Here is an 18,464-nt window from a genome sequence, read left to right as displayed (position 1 = left end):
CGCAACTTGTTGCCACGCATTAGTTGCTTTCCAGTTACGCCGCGCCAGTGGCTTGCCTGCCGACAATCAACGATAACAAGGGGGAATTCCATGCAACTTTCCAATGTGACCATTCGTGCGCGCCTGTGGCTGGGCTTCGGTCTGCTGATGGTGCTGATGCTGGCCATGGCGGCCAGCGGCATCGCCCGCCTGGGGCAGCTCAACGGGCAAATGAAGGATGTGATCCACGACAAGTATCCCAAGACCGTAGTGGCGGGCGATATCGTCGACCAGCTCAACCTGATCGCGCGCTCGGTACGAAACATTCTGCTCTTGAAGCGGGAACCGCAGATCAAGAGCGAATACGACCGCATCACCGGTGCGGACCGTGCCATTCGCGAGGACCTGGCACAACTGGAGAAGCTGCTTACCGACGAAGACAGCCGCACCGCACTGAAGAAGCTGGTAACAGCCCAGAACGCCTACTTCGAAAAACGCGACAAGGTGCTGGCCATGGTGCAGCAGGGCGGCAAGGAAGGTGCGATCGACATGCTGATCGACGAGGTGCGGCCCGTGCAGAGCGCCACCATGAGCGCCGCCGACGCCCTCATCAAGCAGCAGCACGACATGATGAAGAGTGCCGGCGATGAAGTCGAAAGCAATTACGTTCAGGCCCGTACGCTGCTGCTGGCGCTGGCGGCCGCCGGGCTGGCTGCTGCGGCGGCGATCGCCTGGATGATCACGCGCAGCATCACCGCGCCGCTGGATCGCGCGGTGCGCGTGGCCGAGACGGTGGCGGCCGGTGACCTGACCTCGGCCATCGAGGCACAAGGCCGCGATGAAACCAGCATGCTGTTGCGTGCGCTCAAGAAGATGAATGACCGCTTGCTGGACATCGTCAGCCAGGTGCGGGTCTCGACCGATACGATTGCCACGGCCAGCAGCGAGATTGCGCGCGGCAATCTGGATCTCTCCTCGCGTACCGAAGAGCAGGCGGCCTCGCTGGAGGAAACGGCCTCGTCGATGGAGCAGCTCACCGCCACCGTCAAGCAGAACGCCAGTCATGCCGGCCAGGCCAACCAGCTGGCCGGATCGGCCTCCGATATCGCGCGCCAGGGCGGCGAGGTGGTCAGCCAGGTGGTCGATACGATGGGGGCCATCGATGCGTCCTCCAAGAAGATCGTGGACATCATCGGGGTCATCGACGGGATCGCCTTCCAAACCAATATCCTGGCCCTGAATGCCGCAGTGGAAGCGGCGCGCGCGGGCGAGCAGGGACGCGGCTTCGCGGTGGTGGCCTCGGAAGTGCGGGCGCTGGCGCAGCGCTCCGCGACCGCCGCGCACGAGATCAAGGGGCTGATCGCCGACTCGGTGGCACGGGTCGGCAATGGCAGCCGGCTGGTGGAGCAAGCCGGACGCACCATGCAGGACGTGGTGCAAAGCGTGCAGCGGGTCGGTGAAGTGGTCACCGAGATCAGCGCCGCCGGGCAGGAACAGAGTGCAGGCATCGAACAGGTCAACCTGGCCATCGTGCAGATGGATCAGGTGACCCAGCAGAACGCCGCGCTGGTCGAGCAAGCCGCAGCCGCGGCACAATCCTTGCAGGATCAGGCGGCGCAGCTGGCAAGGCTGGTGTCGGTGTTCAAGCTGGAGGGCGGGGCACCGGAGCACAAGCGCGTTGCGGCACCCACGGCGGCGCGGCTGGCCTGTGCGTGAGACCGTTCACGCAAGATCGCACGAAAGGGATAGCGCTATTGCGCGCTGAAATTGCCGGCACTGGCGATGAGCGTGGCACCACAGCTGGTCTTGTGGCCGTCGTAGGCGACGGCGATGCCATCGATCTTGTGATGCGGGTGTCCCTCGGCGATGGTGCAGTTGTCGTGCCCCTGCCGGGGGCAACTGCAGGCATCGCCGACCCGCGCGACCGGCAGGCCGCCTACCTTGAAATGGGTCGCGCTCACTTGCGTGACCTTGCCGCCGTGGGAAGTGGCGTCGCCGAGGCGGATGATGTTGGGCATGGTGGATTCCTTTCAAGCAGGGTGAGAGCAGAGGCGGGGCCAGGGTGAAGGTCGGGCGAGGGGTCTGAAATGTTGCCGCAGGCGGCTATGGTGGCGTACCTGACGTGGTTGATGCGGGTGCTACCTGCGTTGGCCGCAGCCGGAAACTCGTCAGCACGGCATCCCACAGCTGCAGCGCTCGCGCATCGTTCAGTGTGGTTTGTTGCGCATTGCTGTTCTGGTCGTGATGGCCGGTGGTCAGTTCGATCTTGATGGCGGGGGTATCGAGCGTGCCCTGGCCTTCGGTTTCCCAGATGAAGCTGTGGCTGCGCCCACCGCCGCTGTTGGGGACGGTGACCAAAAATTCCTGGCCCTGGTAGGGACCGATCTGGCGGTCTCCCTTGCGCAGCACGCGCACGGCAGTAGCCAACCGGCCCAGGGTCTGCAGTCCGCTGTGCATGCGCTCCAGCAACGGACGGTCGTGCTTGCTCATCGCCAGGGGATAGAACCAGACGGACACGAAGGCGTCCGGGTGGCCGGCAAGGTCGATATCGATGCCGGCTTCTTCGTTTTCCCATTCGGGGTTGGCGATGAAGCCGCCTTCGAAGCAATAGCCGGGGTCGGTGGGGATGTCATGCGTCGCTCTTTTACGCAGGCCAGCCAGCGTCAGGCGCATGCGTTCCACTGCGTCGTCCTGATAACTCGGCATGCCGGCGGGCGGTGCGCTCATGCCGGCCTCCGTCCTGAATAAGTAACGGGTGCCATCGATCCAGCGGTAGCCTGCTACCTGCACTATTTCCTCGATAAAGCTCTCCTCCCAATAGACAAAGATTCGCGAATACTGATCAGGCTTGATCAGCAAGCGTAACAAGCCAGGTTCGATATCGTGCCTGGCCGATCTGAGAATCTCTTCCTTGGCGACCATTTCCTTCTCAAACTCTTCCTGGCTCATGTCCTTTGGCTGCTCCAGAAGAGCGAAGTCATAGCGATAATTACCGCCACTCAATGTCGAACCTGCTGGCAGGTCGAGCAGAAAACGGCCGGTACAAAAAGTGGAGACTGCTGGAGTTGCTTGACGTGACTGGGCACTATTCATGATGGTCAATCGTTGGAAAGGTGTCAGGTCTCCAGACAAGGACGTCAAGACCAGCATGGCCGTGACGACTCTCAAGCGCGGAGACTTTTTGATGCTCATTATTCTTCTCAAGATTTCCGCAACAGCCCCGAAGAATTGACAATACGGACTATTGAATACAGGGTGACCGCCTGAGAAATTGCGGCATTGTAGGAAAACTGGTGGTCATAGCTCTCGTGCGACCTCAGCTTTCCTTCATGCTTGAAAAGCTGAACGACAAACGGCTTCGGAGCGGCTCCCGATTCGGCAGGGACAGTTCCATCTCCAGGGCCGGTGCCATCCTGCAGAATGCAGTAGCGATTGTCCTCGCCGCCAAATCGCAGCTCGACCATTCCATTCAGATCATCCGCTACCAGCTGCGCTTTCGTCGGATCGCCAGGCACCATCGGCTTGCACTTCCAGTTGATCTCGTTCCATGCCAACTGTTGTCCATCCGCGGCGTAATACGCGTAAGTATTCGGGTGATAGCGGTCTTCAATCTGTTTGTGAAAGGAGCGCGCGATTTTCAGGGTCCTGGCATATCTGTCGAAGTCTGGTGCGGGTCGCGTTTTTGCGACCGTCACTTTTCCATCCTTCTTGGCATGCTTGCTATCTTCACGACCGGCTGGATCAATCAAATCCTCCCGAATCAGCTTCCACCAATCCGCCGAATTGTTGAGATAGATGTTGCGGTAGGGATCGCCCTCGCCCAGAAAGCTTTCCATTTCCTCAGCCATTCCACGCTGCCCGATAACCGCCTGTGCAAGCTTGGCGTTGAAGGAAAATTGATGGTCATAACTTTCGTTCGATTTCAGCTTTCCTTCATGCTTGAATAGCTGAATGACATACGGCTTCGGAGCACCTCCCGACTCGGCCGGAACCGTCCCATCTCCAGCTCCTGTGCGTCCCTGCAATTTGAAGAAATACAGCTGATTTTCGCCAAACCGCAGTTCCAATGTTCCGTTCAGATCATCTTCCGCGAGCCGTGCTTTTATCGGGTCCCCTGGCACCAAGGGTCCGCACTTCCAGCTGATCTCGTTCCATGCAGGCTGTTGTGGATCGGCGGCGAAATATGCGTAAGTATTGGCGTGATAATTGTCTTCAATCAGTTGATGAAATCGACGAGCGAACTTCATGTTTTTTGCGTATTTCTCAAAATCGGAAGACTCTAAATCTGCCCGAACGAAAACCTTTCCCTCCCTCTCCGCCCGCTCCCTATCCTCCCTCCCCGCCGGATCAATCAAATCCTCCCGTACCAACTTCCACCAATCCGACGTATTGTTCAGATAGCGTTCTCCCAGCAGCGACCAATCCACCTCCATGCTGCTGGCCAGCAAGGGGCTGCGTTGCCGCCATTCGCTGATGAGGATCTGCGTTACATCGGCCTCGCTGGCGTGCAGGAAGACGCGGGTGTTGATGCGCTGGCCCATCAGGCTCAGGGCATCGCGCAACAGCAGGCGATAGCTGCTCAGCTCGCCATCGATCTGTCCCGCATGGACCTCGGCGATGAAGCCGCAGATGGTGCGCAACAGACCCTGGTCCGTCACCAGCTGGATTTCTGCCGGCACCGCCATGAATTCCTTGAGCGGCAAGTCCTCGCGCGGCGAGAGACACAGCACCTCCACTTCAGTGGCACCACACAGCGTTTCGCGGCCCGTCACCTGCTGTATCAGCAGCGCGTCCTGCAAGGCCGCGTGCGATTGCGGCAAGCGCAGCCGGAGGGCGCGGGCCTGTTGGGACCAAGGTTGGAGTAGCGCGGAAAACGTGCGGTCGGGCATGCGGACATCCTTGCTGGAATAGCCATCCGCGCAGCATCCCGGAACCAGGGCGATGCCAGCATCAAACGGCAGAAGGCGAGAGGAGAGCCATGCTAGAGGAGGGCTGCGCGCGCTTGGAGGAAGTGGCCGAGGTTGTCAGGCAAACTCGTCAGAGTTCGACCAGCCGCATTGCGCGGCTGCCATTTTGTTGTGCCATGCTGATCCGCCCCGGGGGCGCTATGATAGGCGGCGTGCCGGCATGACCGGCCATCCGGAGCCCGGCCCGATGCAGGCCTGGCCCATAGCCACCCGACAGGAGACAAGACGTGCCCCCAGACATCGCGCCACGCCCCGTGATCACCCCGGCCCACTACCGTGCCGATACCACCGCCGCCTACGACTGGCAGATCCCCGAGGTCTTCAACATCGCCCACGCCGCCTGCGACCGCTGGGCGGATGGCAGCGGGCGTCCCGCCATCATTGCCGAGGACGGCGATGGCAAGGTCACCACCTGGAGTTTCGACCAGCTCAAGATCCTGAGCGACCAGTTCGCCAATGTGCTGAGCGAGGCCGGCATCCGGCGCGGCGACCGCATCGGGATCTACCTCTCGCAGCGCATCGAGACCGTCATCACTCACATCGCCGCCTACAAGCTGGGCGCAGTGACGGTGCCGCTGTTCTACCTGTTCGGCCCGGAAGCGATCGCCTATCGGCTCGACAACAGCGAAGCCGCCGCCCTGGTCACCGACGCATCGGGCATGGACAAGGTCCATCTCGCCGGAGAACTGCCGGCACTGAAAGTGGTGTTCTGCGTGGAGCAGTCCGACATCGTGCTGCCGCAGACTACCGATTTCTGGGACCGGCTGCATGCGGCATCGTCCACGTTCGAGCCGGTCACGACGCTGGCCGACGATCCGGCCATGATCATCTATACCTCCGGCACCACCGGCAAGGCCAAGGGCGCACTGCATGCACACCGCGTCCTGCTGGGTCATCTGCCGGGCGTGGAAGTCTCGCACGACAGTTTCCCGCAGCCCGGTGACCGCTTCTGGACGCCCGCCGACTGGGCCTGGATCGGCGGCCTGCTGGATGTCCTGCTGCCGTCGCTGTATCACGGCGTGGCGGTAGTAGCGCGCCGTCTGGAAAAATTCGATGCGTCCACCGTCTTCGGATTGCTGGCGCGGCATGGCATCCGCAACGTGTTCTTCCCGCCGACGGCGTTGAAGATGCTGCGCGGCACGCCGGATCCACGTGCGCAATGGGATTTGGCGCTGCGCAGCGTGGCCAGCGGTGGTGAGACGCTGGGCGATGACCTGATCGCCTGGGGCCGCAGCGCGCTGGGCGTGACCATCAACGAGTTCTACGGCCAGACCGAATGCAACCTCGTCGTATCATCCTCGTCGCGGCTCTACCCCAGTGCCTCGGGCAGCATGGGACGCGCGGTGCCGGGGCACGATGTGCAGATCGTCGATGAAGAGGGTGCCGTCCTGCCGCGCGGCGAAGTCGGCAATATCGCCATCCGTGCGCCGGATCCGGTGATGTTCCTGCGCTACTGGCGCAATGATGAAGCGACGCGCGAAAAATTCGCCGGCGATTTCCTGCTCACGGGAGACCTGGGCAACATGGACGAAGCCGGCTACATCCGCTACCTGGGCCGCAATGATGACGTCATCACCAGTGCCGGCTATCGCATCGGCCCCGCTCCGATCGAGGAATGCCTGATGCGCCATCCGGCAGTGCGGATCGCCGCCGTGGTCGGCGTGAAAGATGCCCTGCGTACGGAGGTAGTGAAGGCTTTTGTCGTGCTGCAGGAAGGACATGCCCCGGACGCTGCACTGGTGGCGGCCCTGCAGCAGCATGTCCGTTCACAGCTGGCGGCGCATGAATATCCGCGCGAAATTGCCTTTGTCGATGCGCTGCCGACCACGGCCACCGGGAAGATCATGCGCAAGGCCTTGAAGGAGCGTGCCGAGCAATCCTCCTGAGGCCGCTCAAACCCCGTGCACCAGCCACTGCATCAGCCACGACAAGCCGAACAGCAGCGCGCCGATCAGTCCCCCGACCAGCGTGCCGTTGATGCGGATGTACTGCAGGTCGCGGCCGATGTTGAGTTCGATCTGGCGTGACAGCTCGGCCGTGTCCCACTGCTTGATGGTGTCGCTGATGTGGCGCGTGAGCAGCTGGGCCACATCCGGACTGAGGCTGGCGATGGCCTGTTCCAGATGGGCGTTGAGCGAGGCGCGCAGTTCGGCATCTTCCTGCAGGGCGCGCCCGATCCACTGCGTGGCTGCGCCGGCCTGGGCGTGCAGGGCCGAATCGGGACGCGCCAGGTCTTGCCGCAGCCACTGGCGCAGGCTGTCCCACAGGCTACCCACATAGGCGTTGACGGCCTCGCCCTGCAAGATCTCGCGCTTGATCTCCTCCGCCCGCTCGCGCAGGGCCGGGTCTTCCTTCAGGCGCGTCACGAAGCCGGCCAGCTGGCGATCAAAGGCTTGGCGCAGCGAGTGCCGCGGATCCTCGGCGATGCCGGTGAGCAGCTTGTCCAGAATGTCGGCCAGGGTATCGGCGGACTTCTCGCCAATCCAGTTCGAGGGCAGCAATTTTTCAATTTTGGGATATTCGCGCTGCAGCCATTCCACCATGCGTTCGGCGATGAACGCACGCGTCTGTTCGCGGTTGAGCAGCTCGGCCAGGGCCACGATGGCGCGGTCCAGCAGCTGCTGGTGACGGCCATCCAGTGTCAGCGTATCCAGAATGCTGGCCAGCGAGCGTGACAGGTCCAGCTTGCCCAGCGCGGTCTGCAGAGCTTCTCGTACAAAGGCCTGGATGCGGCGGTCATCGGTGAGCGTGAGCACGCCACCGACCGCCTGCGCCATGTAGCCGCCCAGGCGCGCGGCATTCTCGGGCGCAGCCATCCAGGCCGAGAGTCGCTGCGCCGGATCATGGCGGCGCACCAGTCCGGCCAGCGACTGCGGACTCAGGAATTTCTCTTCCACGAAGACGGCGAGGTTGTCGGCGATGCGATCCTTGTTGCGCGGGATGATGGCGGTATGGCGGGCCAGCAGCGGCAGCGGAATCCGACGAAACAGCGCCGTGACGGCAAACCAGTCGGCCAGTGCGCCCACCATGGCGGCCTCGGCCATGGCACGCAGCAACGCGCTCCAGGTGGAGGGCGCTGCCAACGAGGCAGCCACGAACAGCGCAGCCGAGCCCAGCAGACAACCCAGGGCTAGACGCTTGGTACGGCGCAAGGCTTGTTGTTTATCCATGGCAGAGAGTGAGAAATTTCCGGCGGCATGCTCGCAGCATGAGACGAGGAGTCAAAACAAGGCGGGAAGTTCTGAAAAATTTCGAATCGCCACTAGAACAATTTCGAAAAATACGCGCTGAAACTAGGATCGGAATCTCGATAAATTTCGATTATTCACCAAGACATTCGAGGGTATAAGTGATTGTCACCGATAGTTTGTGCGTTTGTAATTGTAGCTAATCGACCGTCACCCCTAGCCGCATTGATCCTTGCGCTCATGAAAAAATCAGAGACTCCACAGAGCGCCCGCGTCATCTTCGGACAGAACGTCCGCAGGGTGCGCCGGCTTAAAGAGATGTCACAAGAAGAGCTGGCCTTCCGCGCTGACATCAGTCGCACCTACCTGAGCGAAGTCGAGCGCGGGGAAAGGAATATTTCCGTCGACAACATGGAGGCCCTGGCCCTCGCGCTGGAGATGGAATTGCCCGATCTCATGCGGACCAGCTTGATTTCGCTGCCCAGTGAGGATTCGCGCTGACCCCCGGCATCCCGGCTTGAAGCTGCATGGCGCGTGCGCGCCATGTTTGCTTTCTGCTGCGCTTTTCGATTCTTGTTGACCGTCTTCTTGCAAGGTTTGTTGTTCGTTTTTCTGCACGTTCATCTGTACATCGCTCTGCACGTTTCCAGGTACAGTGCACGCGCGCTGTTCGCCTCCTGTGTCACGCTTTGTCCGGCACGTTTACCGCAGCTTCGGGGAAGCGCAAAGTGAACACGGTACGTCGTCCCGGTTCGCTGCTTGCGCTGGCTTGTCCGCCGTGCAGCGCCATGATGGTCCGCACGATGGCCAGGCCCAGGCCACTGGAACCGCTGGCGCTGCTGCGCGAAGGATCGGCGCGGTAGAAACGGTCGAAGATGCGTTCGATCTGGTCCGGCGGGATCCCCGGCCCGGGGTTGGCCACCCCGATCAGGGTCGCGCCCGCCACCACGGTGGCCTCCAGGCTGATGATGCCCTGCGGCGGTGTATAGCGGATGGCATTGGCGACCAGGTTGCCCACTGCACGGCGCAGCAGGGTGGCATCGGCGTGCAGGATGCCGCTGCCGGCCACCGCGATGCGTACCTGCGCCTCTTCGGCGATGCCCTCGAAATAGTCGGCGATGCGGTTGAGTTCCTCGGCCACGTCCAGCGGCTGGATCTGCAACACCACGTGGGCGTTGTCGGCGCGGGCCAGGAACAGCATGCTTTCCATCATGCGCGAGAGGCGTTCGTATTCCTCGATGTTGGAACTGAGCAGGGCCTGGTATTCATCCAGGCTGCGCGGCTTGCCCAGCGCCACCTGGGTCTGCACCATCAGGTTGTTGAGCGGGGTGCGCACGTCATGCGCAAGATCGGCGGAGAACTGGCTCAGTTGCTGGAAGCTGCGATGCAGACGGTCCAGCATGTCGTTGAAGGATTGTACGATCTCGTGCAGTTCACGCGGCGCGGCCTGCAGATCGAGCCGGGTATCGAGCTTGTTGGCCGAGATGGCGCGCGTCTGTGCCGCCATCATGCGCAGCGGACGCAAGCCGCTGCGCACGAGGAAGTAACTCAAGAGCGTTGCCAGCACGGTGCCGATGGCCGCCGCCCACCACACATCGGCGCGATAGTCCGCCAGCAGCAGCATGCGATCCGAGGCCGTACGCACCACCAGCACGATGGCCTTTTCGCCCGAGCGAGTGACCGGCATGCTGGCAATGTAGCGCGCGCGCAGGTCGCCCATGCGCAAGGCCTCGATGTGGTCCCAGCTGCGGATCTTGACGGTGGACAGGTCCACATCCGGCGAGGTGCGCGTGGGGTCATGGCTTTCCAGCAGGGTGCTGCCATCGGCGCGGGCGATGCGCACCAGCAGCTGGTCATGGCCGGAGAGGGTGTCCAGCACCAGGTGGCGGCGAGCGAGGATGTCCTCCAGTGACGCCGCATGCTCGACCAGGTGATTGATGGAGCGGCACTTGCCGGCCAGCTCTTCATCGTCGCGCGCCTCCAGCTGCATGTGCAGCGAGTGCGACAGATAGCTGCCGACGGCCGTGAACAGCACCAGTGCCAGCAATCCGAACAGCACCACCAGCCGCAGGCTCATCGACGCGGTAGCTCGTCTCACCGCCGCACCTCGAACACGTAACCCATGCCCCACACGGTGTGCAGCAACTTCTGGTCAAATCCTTCATCCAGTTTGGCGCGGAGGCGGCGCACGGCCACATCCACCACGTTGGTATCGCTGTCGAAATTCATATCCCATACTTGCGAGGCAATCTGCGGACGCGACAGCACCTCGCCCGGACGGCGGATCAGCATGTGCAGCAGGGCGAACTCCTTGGCGGTGAGATCGATGCGCTGTCCGGCGCGCGTGACCTTGCGGCGGATCACATCCACCACCACATCCACGTACTCGATCAGGTCGGCCTCGCGGCTGGGACCGCGCCGCAGCAGGGTGCGCACGCGCGCCAGCAGTTCGGTGAAGGCGAAGGGCTTGACCAGGTAATCGTCGGCACCCAGCTCCAGGCCCTTGACGCGGTCTTCGACTTCGTCGCGGGCGGTGAGGAAGAGCACCGGCGTGTCATGCGTGCGGCGCAGTTCGCGCAGGATATCCCAGCCGTTCATGCCGGGCAGCATCACGTCCAGGATGATCAGCTTGTAGTCCAGCGTGCGCGCATTGTGCAGGCCGTCCACACCGGTCTGCACCCAGTCCACCACGAAGCCGGACTCGGTCAGGCCGCGACGCAGGTACTCGCCCGATTTGGGCTCGTCCTCTACCAACAAGATGTGCATGATCGGAATTCCTGACGGACAAGTCCGTATTGTGACGCAGCCGGATGCGGCATTCATTACAAATGTGTAATGACTGGGCAATGTTTCTGTACGGACCCCCTCCCTAGAATCCATTCCAACGACTCGCCAACCAAGCACGGCGATCGCGCCATCCCTGGCAGCGCACATCCTGTGCAGCACCAGGGATCTTGTGAAAACGCACTCAAAGGAATCTGATCATGAAAACCTCGCACCTCGTCCTCGGCGCACTGGCCACCGCCTTTTCCCTGTCGGCCTTCGCTCAATCGACCGTGACCACGGAAGCCGCACGCGATCAGGCCAACCTGAACGCCCGCAGCAACTATCCGGTGGTGCAATTCCAGGGCAGCAAGACGCGCGCCGATGTCGTCGCCGAGCTGCAAGCTGCACGCCTGGGCGAACCGATGCAGAACACCGGCACCAAGCCTTCGGTCTCCGACAGCAGCACCCAGGGCCAGGCGCTCGACACCTCGCTCTACAGCGGCGCGTGATCGCACCTGCCCGGGTCTGTGCTCAGGACGCGCGCTGCCGGCCCTCCAGCAGCGCCGTGAACTGTTCTCCCGGCATGGGCCGGCCGTACCAATAGCCTTGATACAGCGTGCAACCCTGCGCATGCAGCAGGTCACGCTGTTCCATCGTTTCCACTCCTTCGGCGATGATGGACAGCCCCAGGCTCTGGCCCAGCATGATGATGCTGCGGATGATGCTGGCCGTGGCCGCATCATCCTGCATCCGGCGCACGAAGCTCTGGTCGATCTTGAGCTGGTCGATGGGGAAGCGTCCCAGGTAGGACAGGGACGAATACCCGGTCCCGAAATCATCCAGCGAAATCGAGACCTCATGCAACTTGAGGTCATTCATTTTTTCGATGACCTCATCGATTTTGTCGATCATCATGCTTTCGGTCAGTTCCACCTTCACCGCCTTGGAGCTGATGCGGTGCTGGCGAATGGTTTCGTGGAAGCGCGCCACGAAGTGGTCCACCTTGAATTCCTGCGCCGACACATTGACCGCCACCACCAGCTCCCTGGCCAGTCCTTCGCGCTGCCAGGATTCGAGATCGCGGCAGATGGCTTCCAGCACCTGGTGGCCGATCTCTTCCATCAATCCCAATTCTTCGGCCACCGGAATGAACAGCGCCGGCGGCACCATGCCCTTGAGCGGATGCTTCCAGCGCACCAGCGCCTCAGCCCCGACCACCTTGCCCTCAAAGGTAACCTGCGGCTGGTAATGCACCACGAACTGATGCTGCGCCACCGCCGTGCGCAATTCCACTTCCAGTGCGCTGCGCTGGCTGGCCAGGGCCTGCATGGCCGGATCGAAGAAGCGGAACACATTGCGGCCTGCTGCCAGTGACTGCACCATGGCCAACTTGGCCTGCATCACCGCTTCCTCGGCCGATTGCACGTCACCGCGCAGGATGTTGATGCCGATGTTGAGAGAGTAGGGGAAACTCACGGTGCTGCCCTGCGGTTCGGCCAGCGCGGCGATAAGGCGGTGTGCGAGCGTTTCGCAGAAGCGGATGCCTTCGGCCAGGTCGCTCACCGGCAGATCGCATCCCAGCGCAAATCGTTCGCCATCGAGCCGCGCCAGCGTCTGGTCGGCGGCGACACAGGCCCCCAGACGTCGCGCACATTCCTTGAAGAGCCGGTCTGCATCATCGGCCTTGACCAGGCCGTGCGACAGATCGGCGCGATGCATTTCCATGTAGAACACCACCAGCGGCAGGCCGTGTGCCTGCTGCCGTCCCAGGCCACGGCGCAGGCGATCGAGGAACAGCTTCTTGTTGGGCAGATCGGTGACAGGATCATAGAAGGCCAGGCGGTCGATGCGGCTCTCGGTTTCCAACCGTTCGGAGACATCGATGATGACCCAGATCTGGTCGTTCTGACCCGTGCCATCGATGAGCGAGGTATGCAGTTCGGCCGGGAAGCTGCGGCCATCGGCACGCTTGAGCAACACGATCTCGCCGGTCGCTCCATGCGGGCGCAGCAGGGTGTGGTTGATGTAGAGGCTTTGCTGCTGCGCATCCTCGAAGATCTGCGCACTGGCCAGCGTGGTGAACTGTGCGCGTTCCAATTGCAGTTATCGGAAATGGAGATGGTCCGACGGTGCTACTGGAAGGAGGAAATCATGGGGATGAATATGAAGGGCCCATTGCCCTGGGCGAGCTGATACGTACGTTGCGTTCGGAAGATATCAATGGACGTTTGATCATCGTTCCCGCAATCAACACACCCGCGGTAGATGCTGGACATCGCACATCACCCGTCGACGGAAAGAACATGAATCGGGTCTTTCCTGGCGACCACGCAGGCACGATCACGGAGCAGATTGCGGCGTTCGTCAACGACGAGCTGATTTCCCGGTCCGATGCACTACTCAGCCTGCACTCCGGTGGTTCCTCCCTGGAAATTATTCCAAGCACGATTATTCAGCCCTCCGACAACGCTGACCAGTTTGAGCGCTGCAAGCTCGCAGCTAGCCGTTTTGGCGCACCGGTCTGCGTAGTGATGGATACGCTGGCATCGTTGTTCCCCGCTGACGTACGCTCCACGGGTGTTTCCATTGCCTACAATCTGGCGGTAACGCTGTTCGGCGGGTTCTCTTCCCTGATCGCCACATGGCTCATTAATTTCACAGGTAGCCCATTGGCACCTGTCTGGTACGTTGCGTTTGCAGCTTGTCTGGCCGTTGCGGGCTCCTTCATGCTGCCTGCTCTTCGCGATAAAGAAATCTCACCAATCAATTGAACAGATATGGCCCTACATACAATTACCCCCCTTGTCCTGTCCACAGAGTTCTCTGCAAAGTTCGACGTTGAGGTCTTCCTGAAGCTTGACGCGGTACAACCGTCCGGCTCTTTCAAGATTCGCGGCATCGGGCATGCATGTGAAACCTATTATGCAGAAGGGGCAAGCCGATTCGTCTCTTCCTCTGGCGGCAACGCCGGCTACGCCGTTGCCTATGCAGGCAAGCAGCTCTGCGTGCCCGTTACTGTGGTCGTTCCCGTGACAACCTCACTGCATGCGCAGAAGTTGATTGCTTCCCAGGGAGCGGAGGTAGTAGTTTTCGGTGACTCCTGGATTGAGGCAAATGAAAAAGCCCAAACACTTCTGGACGAGCGGACCGTCTTCATCCATCCGTTCGATGACCCACTGCTCTGGAAGGGGCATTCCACGCTGGTCGAGGAACTGGCAGCGCAAGGGGAGAAACCAGACGTCATCGTATGTTCTGTGGGCGGTGGCGGCCTGCTGAACGGCATCATCGAAGGGATGAAGAACATCGGCTGGAGCGATGTAGGTATCGTAGCTGCAGAGACTGTTGGTGCCGCGTCATTGCATCAATCCTTGGCGGAGGGGCGTATTGTCAGCCTGCCAGAAATTGCCACGGTTGCGACTTCTCTGGGTGCCAAGACTGTTAGCCGCCGTACCTACGAACTTGCTTCTGAATTCAACGTAAAAACCTGTGCTCTGACTGACAAGGCAGCGGTGCAAGGTTCAGTCGACCTACTCAATTTCCATCGAATTCTGACGGAGCCCGCATGCGGTGTCTCGGTCGCGGCCCTTGGTGAAATCAAGCATCTATTCCCTGAAGCCAAACGCGTTGTCGTCATTGCCTGCGGTGGTATTGGTACCACCATCGGTCAGCTACAGGCGTGGCATGCTGACTTCGCATAATTTGGACGATCAAGATGCCATTCATTCGGATGGTCCAATCATTCAGAGAGCTTCAAATGAATATTTACGAGAAATTGATTGCGCTGGGTATCCAGCTTCCCAAAGTAGCGCCGTCTGCGGCCGTTTATGTGCCATGGGTAGCAACGGGTAATCTGTTGTTCGTCTCCGGTCATATCGCGAAAAGGGATGGTTCTCCGTGGGTTGGTCAGTTCGGCACCAGCATGAAAGTGGAGGACGGTGCCGCCGCCGCAAGGTCGGTCGCGATTGATTTGCTGGGTACAGTTCACGAAGCGCTGGGTGACCTCAACAGAGTAAAGCGGGTGGTCAAATTGACGGCATTGGTCAATTCGTCAGACACTTTTACGGACCACCATGTGGTCGCCAACGGCGCAAGCGCACTCTTTGCTGAGTGTTTGACAGTGCCGGCAGCCACGCCCGTAGCGCATTTGGTGTCGCCCAGATTCCCTTTGGGGCGTGCATTGAAATTGAATTGATTGTGGAATTTTGAACTTGGAACCGCCAGCAGGGGAGAGGGGCCAGGGTCCCGCCTTCGTAGAGAAATGAAAACTCAAGAAGAGAAAAAGTTTGCCCGACATAGCTTTCTCGATAACGTGCAGGGACAGTTCATCGGGATAACAGCCATCTCATTTGGCATGTCCATGCTTGCCAGTCTGGGCCTCATTACTGGACAGACCGCTGGCCTGAGCTTTCTCTTGTCTTATGCAACGGGGATATCATTCGGGTTGTCGTTCTTTCTGGTCAACATCCCGTTTTACCTGCTTGCTGTGCTGCGGATGGGCATGAGATTTACCCTCAAGACACTGCTGGCAGTGTCTTCGATCTCAGTGCTCACCAACCTCTTCATCCATCGAATTTCCTATCAAAGCTTCGACCCCTTAATTGGTTCGATACTGGCGGGGCTAGTCATCGGACTAGGGCTGATCGGATTATTTCGTCACGGGTCCAGCAGCGGAGGAATAGGGATTCTGGCACTGTATGTTCAGGATAAAACTAACTTCAAGGCGGGCTGGAGCCAGTTGTTATTTGACGTCGCTCTCTTCGGCGCCGCGCTCGGTGTATTGGCGCCATCACGCGTTTTGCTCTCCCTGATTGGAGCATCGGTGCTCAACACCTTAGTTGCATGGAATCATCGGCCGGATTGGTACATCGCAAGATGACCAACGACGGCGCCAAGCTACTGACTATCCAAGCTCCAAATGCAAAAGCCAACCCACAGGTTGGCTTTTGTCATTGATGACGACACGGACCTTCAATTAGCTGGCAGTGGGGTCACCCTCTTTGTCACCCGACAGCGAATCAAACGTCAATATTCCCCGCCTGCAACGCATTCGATTCAATAAACGCCCGACGCGGCTCCACATCATCGCCCATCAAGGTCATGAAGATCTGGTCCGCAGCAATCGCATCCTCGATCTGCACCTTCAGCAAACGGCGCACGGTCGGATCCATGGTGGTTTCCCACAGCTGCTCAGGGTTCATCTCGCCCAGACCTTTGTAACGCTGCTTGTTCACGCCGCGCTCGGCCTCATCACGCAGCCACGACATGGCCTGGCGGAATTCGGTGATGACCGATTCCTTGCGCTTCTCGCCCTGGCCGCGTGCCACGATGGCACCCTTGCCGATGAGTCCCTTGAAGGTCTCGGCCGCCGTCGACAGCTGCTGGTAATCCGGACCGCTCACAAAGTCCGCATCGATCACGGTCGCCTTGATGTTGCCATGCTGGCGGCGATGGATATGCAGCGCCACCTTCTCGCTATGCTCATCCACGCGCGCCTGCACGTCGATGTTGATGTCGTTGATGGCCTTCTTCAGTTCTTCCGCAGTGGCGGTGGCCTGCTCGATGTTGTCCATCTTCAGGGCCACGCCGCCGGTCATGATGGCGTTCAGCGCCGATTCATCGATGGCGCGCGACAGGCGCATGATGATCGCGTTGGCCGTGTTGTACTGGCGTGCCAGTTCCACCAGCGCCTCGCCGCTGATCGGCGCAGCACCTTCAGAAGGCTTGATCTCGGCATCGTTCAGGGCGATCTGCATCATGTACTGCGCTTCCTCGAAGTCGTCCTTCAGGTAGCGCTCGTCCTTGCCCGCCTTGACCTTGTACAGCGGCGGCTGGGCGATGTAGATATGGCCGCGTTCGACCAGCGCCGGCATCTGGCGATAGAAGAGCGTCAGCAGCAGCGTGCGGATGTGGGCGCCGTCAACGTCCGCATCGGTCATGATGATGATGCGGTGGTAACGCAGCTTGTCCGGATTGAATTCGTCAGCACCGATGCTGGTGCCCAGGGTGGCGATGAGCGTCGTGATCTGCTCGGAAGAAAGCATCTTCTCGAAGCGCGCCTTCTCCACGTTCAGCACCTTGCCGCGCAGCGGCAGGATCGCCTGGAACTTGCGATCACGCCCTTGCTTGGCCGAGCCGCCTGCGGAGTCACCCTCGACGATGTACAGCTCGCACAGGGCCGGGTCGCGTTCCTGGCAATCAGCCAGCTTGGAAGACAAACCCAAACCATCCATCACACCCTTGCGGCGCGTCAATTCGCGTGCCTTGCGCGCAGCTTCACGGGCGCGCGCGGCTTCGACGATCTTGCCGCAGATGATCTTGGCATCGTTCGGCTTCTCGGCCAGGAAGTCGGTCAGGGTCTTGGCGACGATTTCTTCCACCGGGCCGCGCACTTCGCTGGAGACCAGCTTGTCCTTGGTCTGCGAACTGAACTTCGGTTCCGGCACCTTCACCGACAGCACGCAGGTCAGGCCTTCGCGCATGTCGTCGCCGGAGATCTCGACCTTGGCCTTCTTGGCGAGATCGTTTTCTTCGATGTACTTGTTGATGACGCGGGTCATGGCCGCACGCAGGCCGGTGAGGTGAGTACCGCCGTCACGCTGCGGGATGTTGTTGGTGAAGCAGAGCACCTGCTCGTTGAAGGCATCGTTCCATTGCATCGACACGTCCACCGACACCAGCGTGCCCTGGTCGGATTGCTTCTCGCCGGTAGCCTGGAAGATGGTCGGGTTGAGGATGCTCTTGTTCTTGTTGATGTATTCCACGAAGCCGCGCGTGCCGCCTTCGAAGGCGAAGTCCTCTTCCTTGCCGGTACGCTGATCGGTCAGCTTGATATGAACGCCATTGTTCAGGAAGGACAGTTCGCGGATACGCTTGGCCAGGATCTCGTAGTGGAATTCGACGTGCGTGAAGATTTCTTCGTCGGCCCAGAAGTGGACTTCGGTGCCACGCTTGTCGGATTCGCCCACGACCTTGATCGGCGAGACCTGCACGCCGTCCACCATCTCCAGTTCGCGGTTCTGCACGATGCCCTTGGCGAATTCCATCGCGTGGACCTTGCCGTCGCGGCGGATGGTCAGCTTCAGCTTCTTCGACAGTGCATTCACGCAGGACACGCCCACGCCGTGCAGGCCGCCGGAGACCTTGTAGGAGTTCTGGTCGAACTTGCCGCCGGCGTGCAGCTCGGTCATCACGATTTCGGCAGCCGAACGCTTGGGTTCGTGCTTGTCGTCCATCTTGAGGCCGGTGGGGATGCCGCGGCCGTTGTCGGTGATCGAGATGGAGTTGTCGGCGTGGATGGTGACGTGGATCTCGCTGCAGTAGCCGGCCAGGGCTTCGTCGATCGAGTTGTCCAGCACTTCGAACACCAGGTGGTGCAGGCCGGTGCCGTCAGAGGTGTCGCCAATGTACATGCCGGGACGCTTGCGCACCGCCTCCAGGCCTTCCAGGATCTGGATGGAAGAAGCGCCATAGCTTTGTTGCGCGGAATTGGTGTTGTCTGCGGGGCTGGAGGACATGGTTACCTTCTGAAAATGCTAGCCAAACGACTAGGGAGCTGCAAAAAACG

At 60.6% G+C, this 18,464-nt stretch carries 15 protein-coding genes and 1 pseudogene; 8 read left to right on the top strand and 8 right to left on the bottom strand.

The annotated features are described in order from the left end of the window. The first annotated feature begins 90 nt into the window (after nucleotides 1-90). Nucleotides 91-1,695 (top strand): methyl-accepting chemotaxis protein, encoded by a 1,605-nt coding sequence (locus J2X56_RS24425; RefSeq protein WP_134137649.1) that lies wholly within the window; start codon nucleotides 91-93, stop codon nucleotides 1,693-1,695. Between the two features lie 35 nt (nucleotides 1,696-1,730). On the opposite strand, the gene J2X56_RS24420 is transcribed toward J2X56_RS24425, so the two are convergent. From J2X56_RS24420 to J2X56_RS24410, 3 genes are all read right to left on the bottom strand, one after another. Continuing rightward, entirely contained in the window at nucleotides 1,731-1,997 is a 267-nt protein-coding gene (locus tag J2X56_RS24420; RefSeq protein ID WP_121037351.1) for a PAAR domain-containing protein, read from the bottom strand. Nucleotides 1,998-2,082: 85 nt separating this feature from the next. Next, the gene (locus tag J2X56_RS24415; RefSeq protein ID WP_134137650.1) at nucleotides 2,083-3,171 is read right to left on the bottom strand and encodes a T6SS immunity protein Tli4 family protein; all 1,089 of its coding nucleotides are present in this window, start codon (nucleotides 3,169-3,171) and stop codon (nucleotides 2,083-2,085) included. A gap of 8 nt (nucleotides 3,172-3,179) precedes the next feature. Beyond that, nucleotides 3,180-4,868, bottom strand: a complete 1,689-nt coding sequence (locus J2X56_RS24410; protein WP_310163444.1) for a contractile injection system protein, VgrG/Pvc8 family — start codon at nucleotides 4,866-4,868, stop codon at nucleotides 3,180-3,182. 335 nt (nucleotides 4,869-5,203) lie between these two features. On the opposite strand from J2X56_RS24410, the gene J2X56_RS24405 reads away from it, so the two are divergent. Further along, complete coding sequence (locus J2X56_RS24405; protein WP_134137734.1) at nucleotides 5,204-6,832, top strand: acyl-CoA synthetase; 1,629 nt, start codon at nucleotides 5,204-5,206, stop codon at nucleotides 6,830-6,832. A gap of 6 nt (nucleotides 6,833-6,838) precedes the next feature. Here the strand turns inward: J2X56_RS24405 and J2X56_RS24400 are convergent, their stop codons facing one another. Further along, nucleotides 6,839-8,116, bottom strand: coding sequence for a DUF445 domain-containing protein (locus J2X56_RS24400; RefSeq protein WP_209569921.1), 1,278 nt, complete (start codon nucleotides 8,114-8,116; stop codon nucleotides 6,839-6,841). A 258-nt stretch (nucleotides 8,117-8,374) separates the two neighbouring features. Between J2X56_RS24400 and J2X56_RS24395 the strand changes: the two genes are divergently transcribed. Continuing rightward, a complete protein-coding gene (locus tag J2X56_RS24395) occupies nucleotides 8,375-8,635 on the top strand; it encodes a helix-turn-helix domain-containing protein (RefSeq protein WP_121037375.1) in 261 nt (86 codons plus the stop codon). A 181-nt stretch (nucleotides 8,636-8,816) separates the two neighbouring features. Here J2X56_RS24395 and J2X56_RS24390 read toward each other — a convergent pair whose 3' ends face one another. Together J2X56_RS24390 and J2X56_RS24385 are read right to left on the bottom strand one after the other, a co-directional pair. Then, entirely contained in the window at nucleotides 8,817-10,232 is a 1,416-nt protein-coding gene (locus J2X56_RS24390; protein WP_252697497.1) for a heavy metal sensor histidine kinase, read from the bottom strand. Then, the gene (locus J2X56_RS24385) at nucleotides 10,229-10,900 is read right to left on the bottom strand and encodes a heavy metal response regulator transcription factor (RefSeq protein ID WP_310163441.1); all 672 of its coding nucleotides are present in this window, start codon (nucleotides 10,898-10,900) and stop codon (nucleotides 10,229-10,231) included. Before J2X56_RS24385 ends, J2X56_RS24390 begins: the two co-directional genes overlap by 4 nt. A 218-nt stretch (nucleotides 10,901-11,118) precedes the next feature. Here J2X56_RS24385 and J2X56_RS24380 point away from each other — a divergent pair, with 218 nt between their 5' ends. Continuing rightward, a complete protein-coding gene (locus tag J2X56_RS24380) occupies nucleotides 11,119-11,409 on the top strand; it encodes a DUF4148 domain-containing protein (protein WP_039784135.1) in 291 nt (96 codons plus the stop codon). A gap of 22 nt (nucleotides 11,410-11,431) precedes the next feature. Here J2X56_RS24380 and J2X56_RS24375 read toward each other — a convergent pair whose 3' ends face one another. Beyond that, nucleotides 11,432-12,997: an EAL domain-containing protein gene (locus tag J2X56_RS24375; protein ID WP_310163438.1), complete on the bottom strand. Its 1,566-nt coding sequence runs from the start codon at nucleotides 12,995-12,997 to the stop codon at nucleotides 11,432-11,434. 32 nt (nucleotides 12,998-13,029) lie between these two features. Between J2X56_RS24375 and J2X56_RS24370 the strand changes: the two genes are divergently transcribed. From J2X56_RS24370 to J2X56_RS24355, 4 genes and pseudogenes are all read left to right on the top strand, one after another. Then, nucleotides 13,030-13,671 carry a succinylglutamate desuccinylase/aspartoacylase family protein gene (locus J2X56_RS24370; protein WP_310163435.1) on the top strand — a complete coding sequence of 214 codons (642 nt, stop codon included), beginning with the start codon at nucleotides 13,030-13,032 and terminating at the stop codon, nucleotides 13,669-13,671. A 6-nt stretch (nucleotides 13,672-13,677) separates the two neighbouring features. After that, nucleotides 13,678-14,598, top strand: a complete 921-nt coding sequence (locus J2X56_RS24365; protein ID WP_209569909.1) for a pyridoxal-phosphate dependent enzyme — start codon at nucleotides 13,678-13,680, stop codon at nucleotides 14,596-14,598. A gap of 56 nt (nucleotides 14,599-14,654) precedes the next feature. Beyond that, a pseudogene (locus J2X56_RS24360) lies at nucleotides 14,655-15,106 on the top strand (RidA family protein). A 52-nt stretch (nucleotides 15,107-15,158) separates the two neighbouring features. Continuing rightward, nucleotides 15,159-15,776 carry a YitT family protein gene (locus J2X56_RS24355; RefSeq protein WP_134137670.1) on the top strand — a complete coding sequence of 206 codons (618 nt, stop codon included), beginning with the start codon at nucleotides 15,159-15,161 and terminating at the stop codon, nucleotides 15,774-15,776. A gap of 139 nt (nucleotides 15,777-15,915) precedes the next feature. Here the strand turns inward: J2X56_RS24355 and gyrB are convergent, their stop codons facing one another. After that, a complete protein-coding gene (gyrB, locus tag J2X56_RS24350) occupies nucleotides 15,916-18,414 on the bottom strand; it encodes a DNA topoisomerase (ATP-hydrolyzing) subunit B (RefSeq protein ID WP_121037393.1) in 2,499 nt (832 codons plus the stop codon). Nucleotides 18,415-18,464 lie beyond the last annotated feature (50 nt).

The organism is Herbaspirillum sp. 1173, assembly GCF_031455335.1.
GTDB classification, from domain to species: Bacteria; Pseudomonadota; Gammaproteobacteria; order Burkholderiales; family Burkholderiaceae_D; genus Herbaspirillum; species Herbaspirillum huttiense.
This window is presented reverse-complemented; position numbering and strand designations above follow the sequence as displayed.

Excerpts from the sequence above, each read along its gene's own strand:
- J2X56_RS24410 (WP_310163444.1), bottom strand. The coding sequence starts at position 4,868 with ATGCCCGACCGCACGTTTTCCGCGCTACTCCAACCTTGGTCCCAACAG.
- J2X56_RS24400 (WP_209569921.1), bottom strand. The coding sequence starts at position 8,116 with ATGGATAAACAACAAGCCTTGCGCCGTACCAAGCGTCTAGCCCTGGGT.
- J2X56_RS24415 (WP_134137650.1), bottom strand. The coding sequence starts at position 3,171 with ATGAGCATCAAAAAGTCTCCGCGCTTGAGAGTCGTCACGGCCATGCTG.
- J2X56_RS24380 (WP_039784135.1), top strand. The coding sequence starts at position 11,119 with ATGAAAACCTCGCACCTCGTCCTCGGCGCACTGGCCACCGCCTTTTCC.
- J2X56_RS24395 (WP_121037375.1), top strand. The coding sequence starts at position 8,375 with ATGAAAAAATCAGAGACTCCACAGAGCGCCCGCGTCATCTTCGGACAG.
- J2X56_RS24420 (WP_121037351.1), bottom strand. The coding sequence starts at position 1,997 with ATGCCCAACATCATCCGCCTCGGCGACGCCACTTCCCACGGCGGCAAG.
- J2X56_RS24355 (WP_134137670.1), top strand. The coding sequence starts at position 15,159 with ATGAAAACTCAAGAAGAGAAAAAGTTTGCCCGACATAGCTTTCTCGAT.
- J2X56_RS24365 (WP_209569909.1), top strand. The coding sequence starts at position 13,678 with ATGGCCCTACATACAATTACCCCCCTTGTCCTGTCCACAGAGTTCTCT.
- J2X56_RS24425 (WP_134137649.1), top strand. The coding sequence starts at position 91 with ATGCAACTTTCCAATGTGACCATTCGTGCGCGCCTGTGGCTGGGCTTC.
- gyrB (WP_121037393.1), bottom strand. The coding sequence starts at position 18,414 with ATGTCCTCCAGCCCCGCAGACAACACCAATTCCGCGCAACAAAGCTAT.
- J2X56_RS24385 (WP_310163441.1), bottom strand. The coding sequence starts at position 10,900 with ATGCACATCTTGTTGGTAGAGGACGAGCCCAAATCGGGCGAGTACCTG.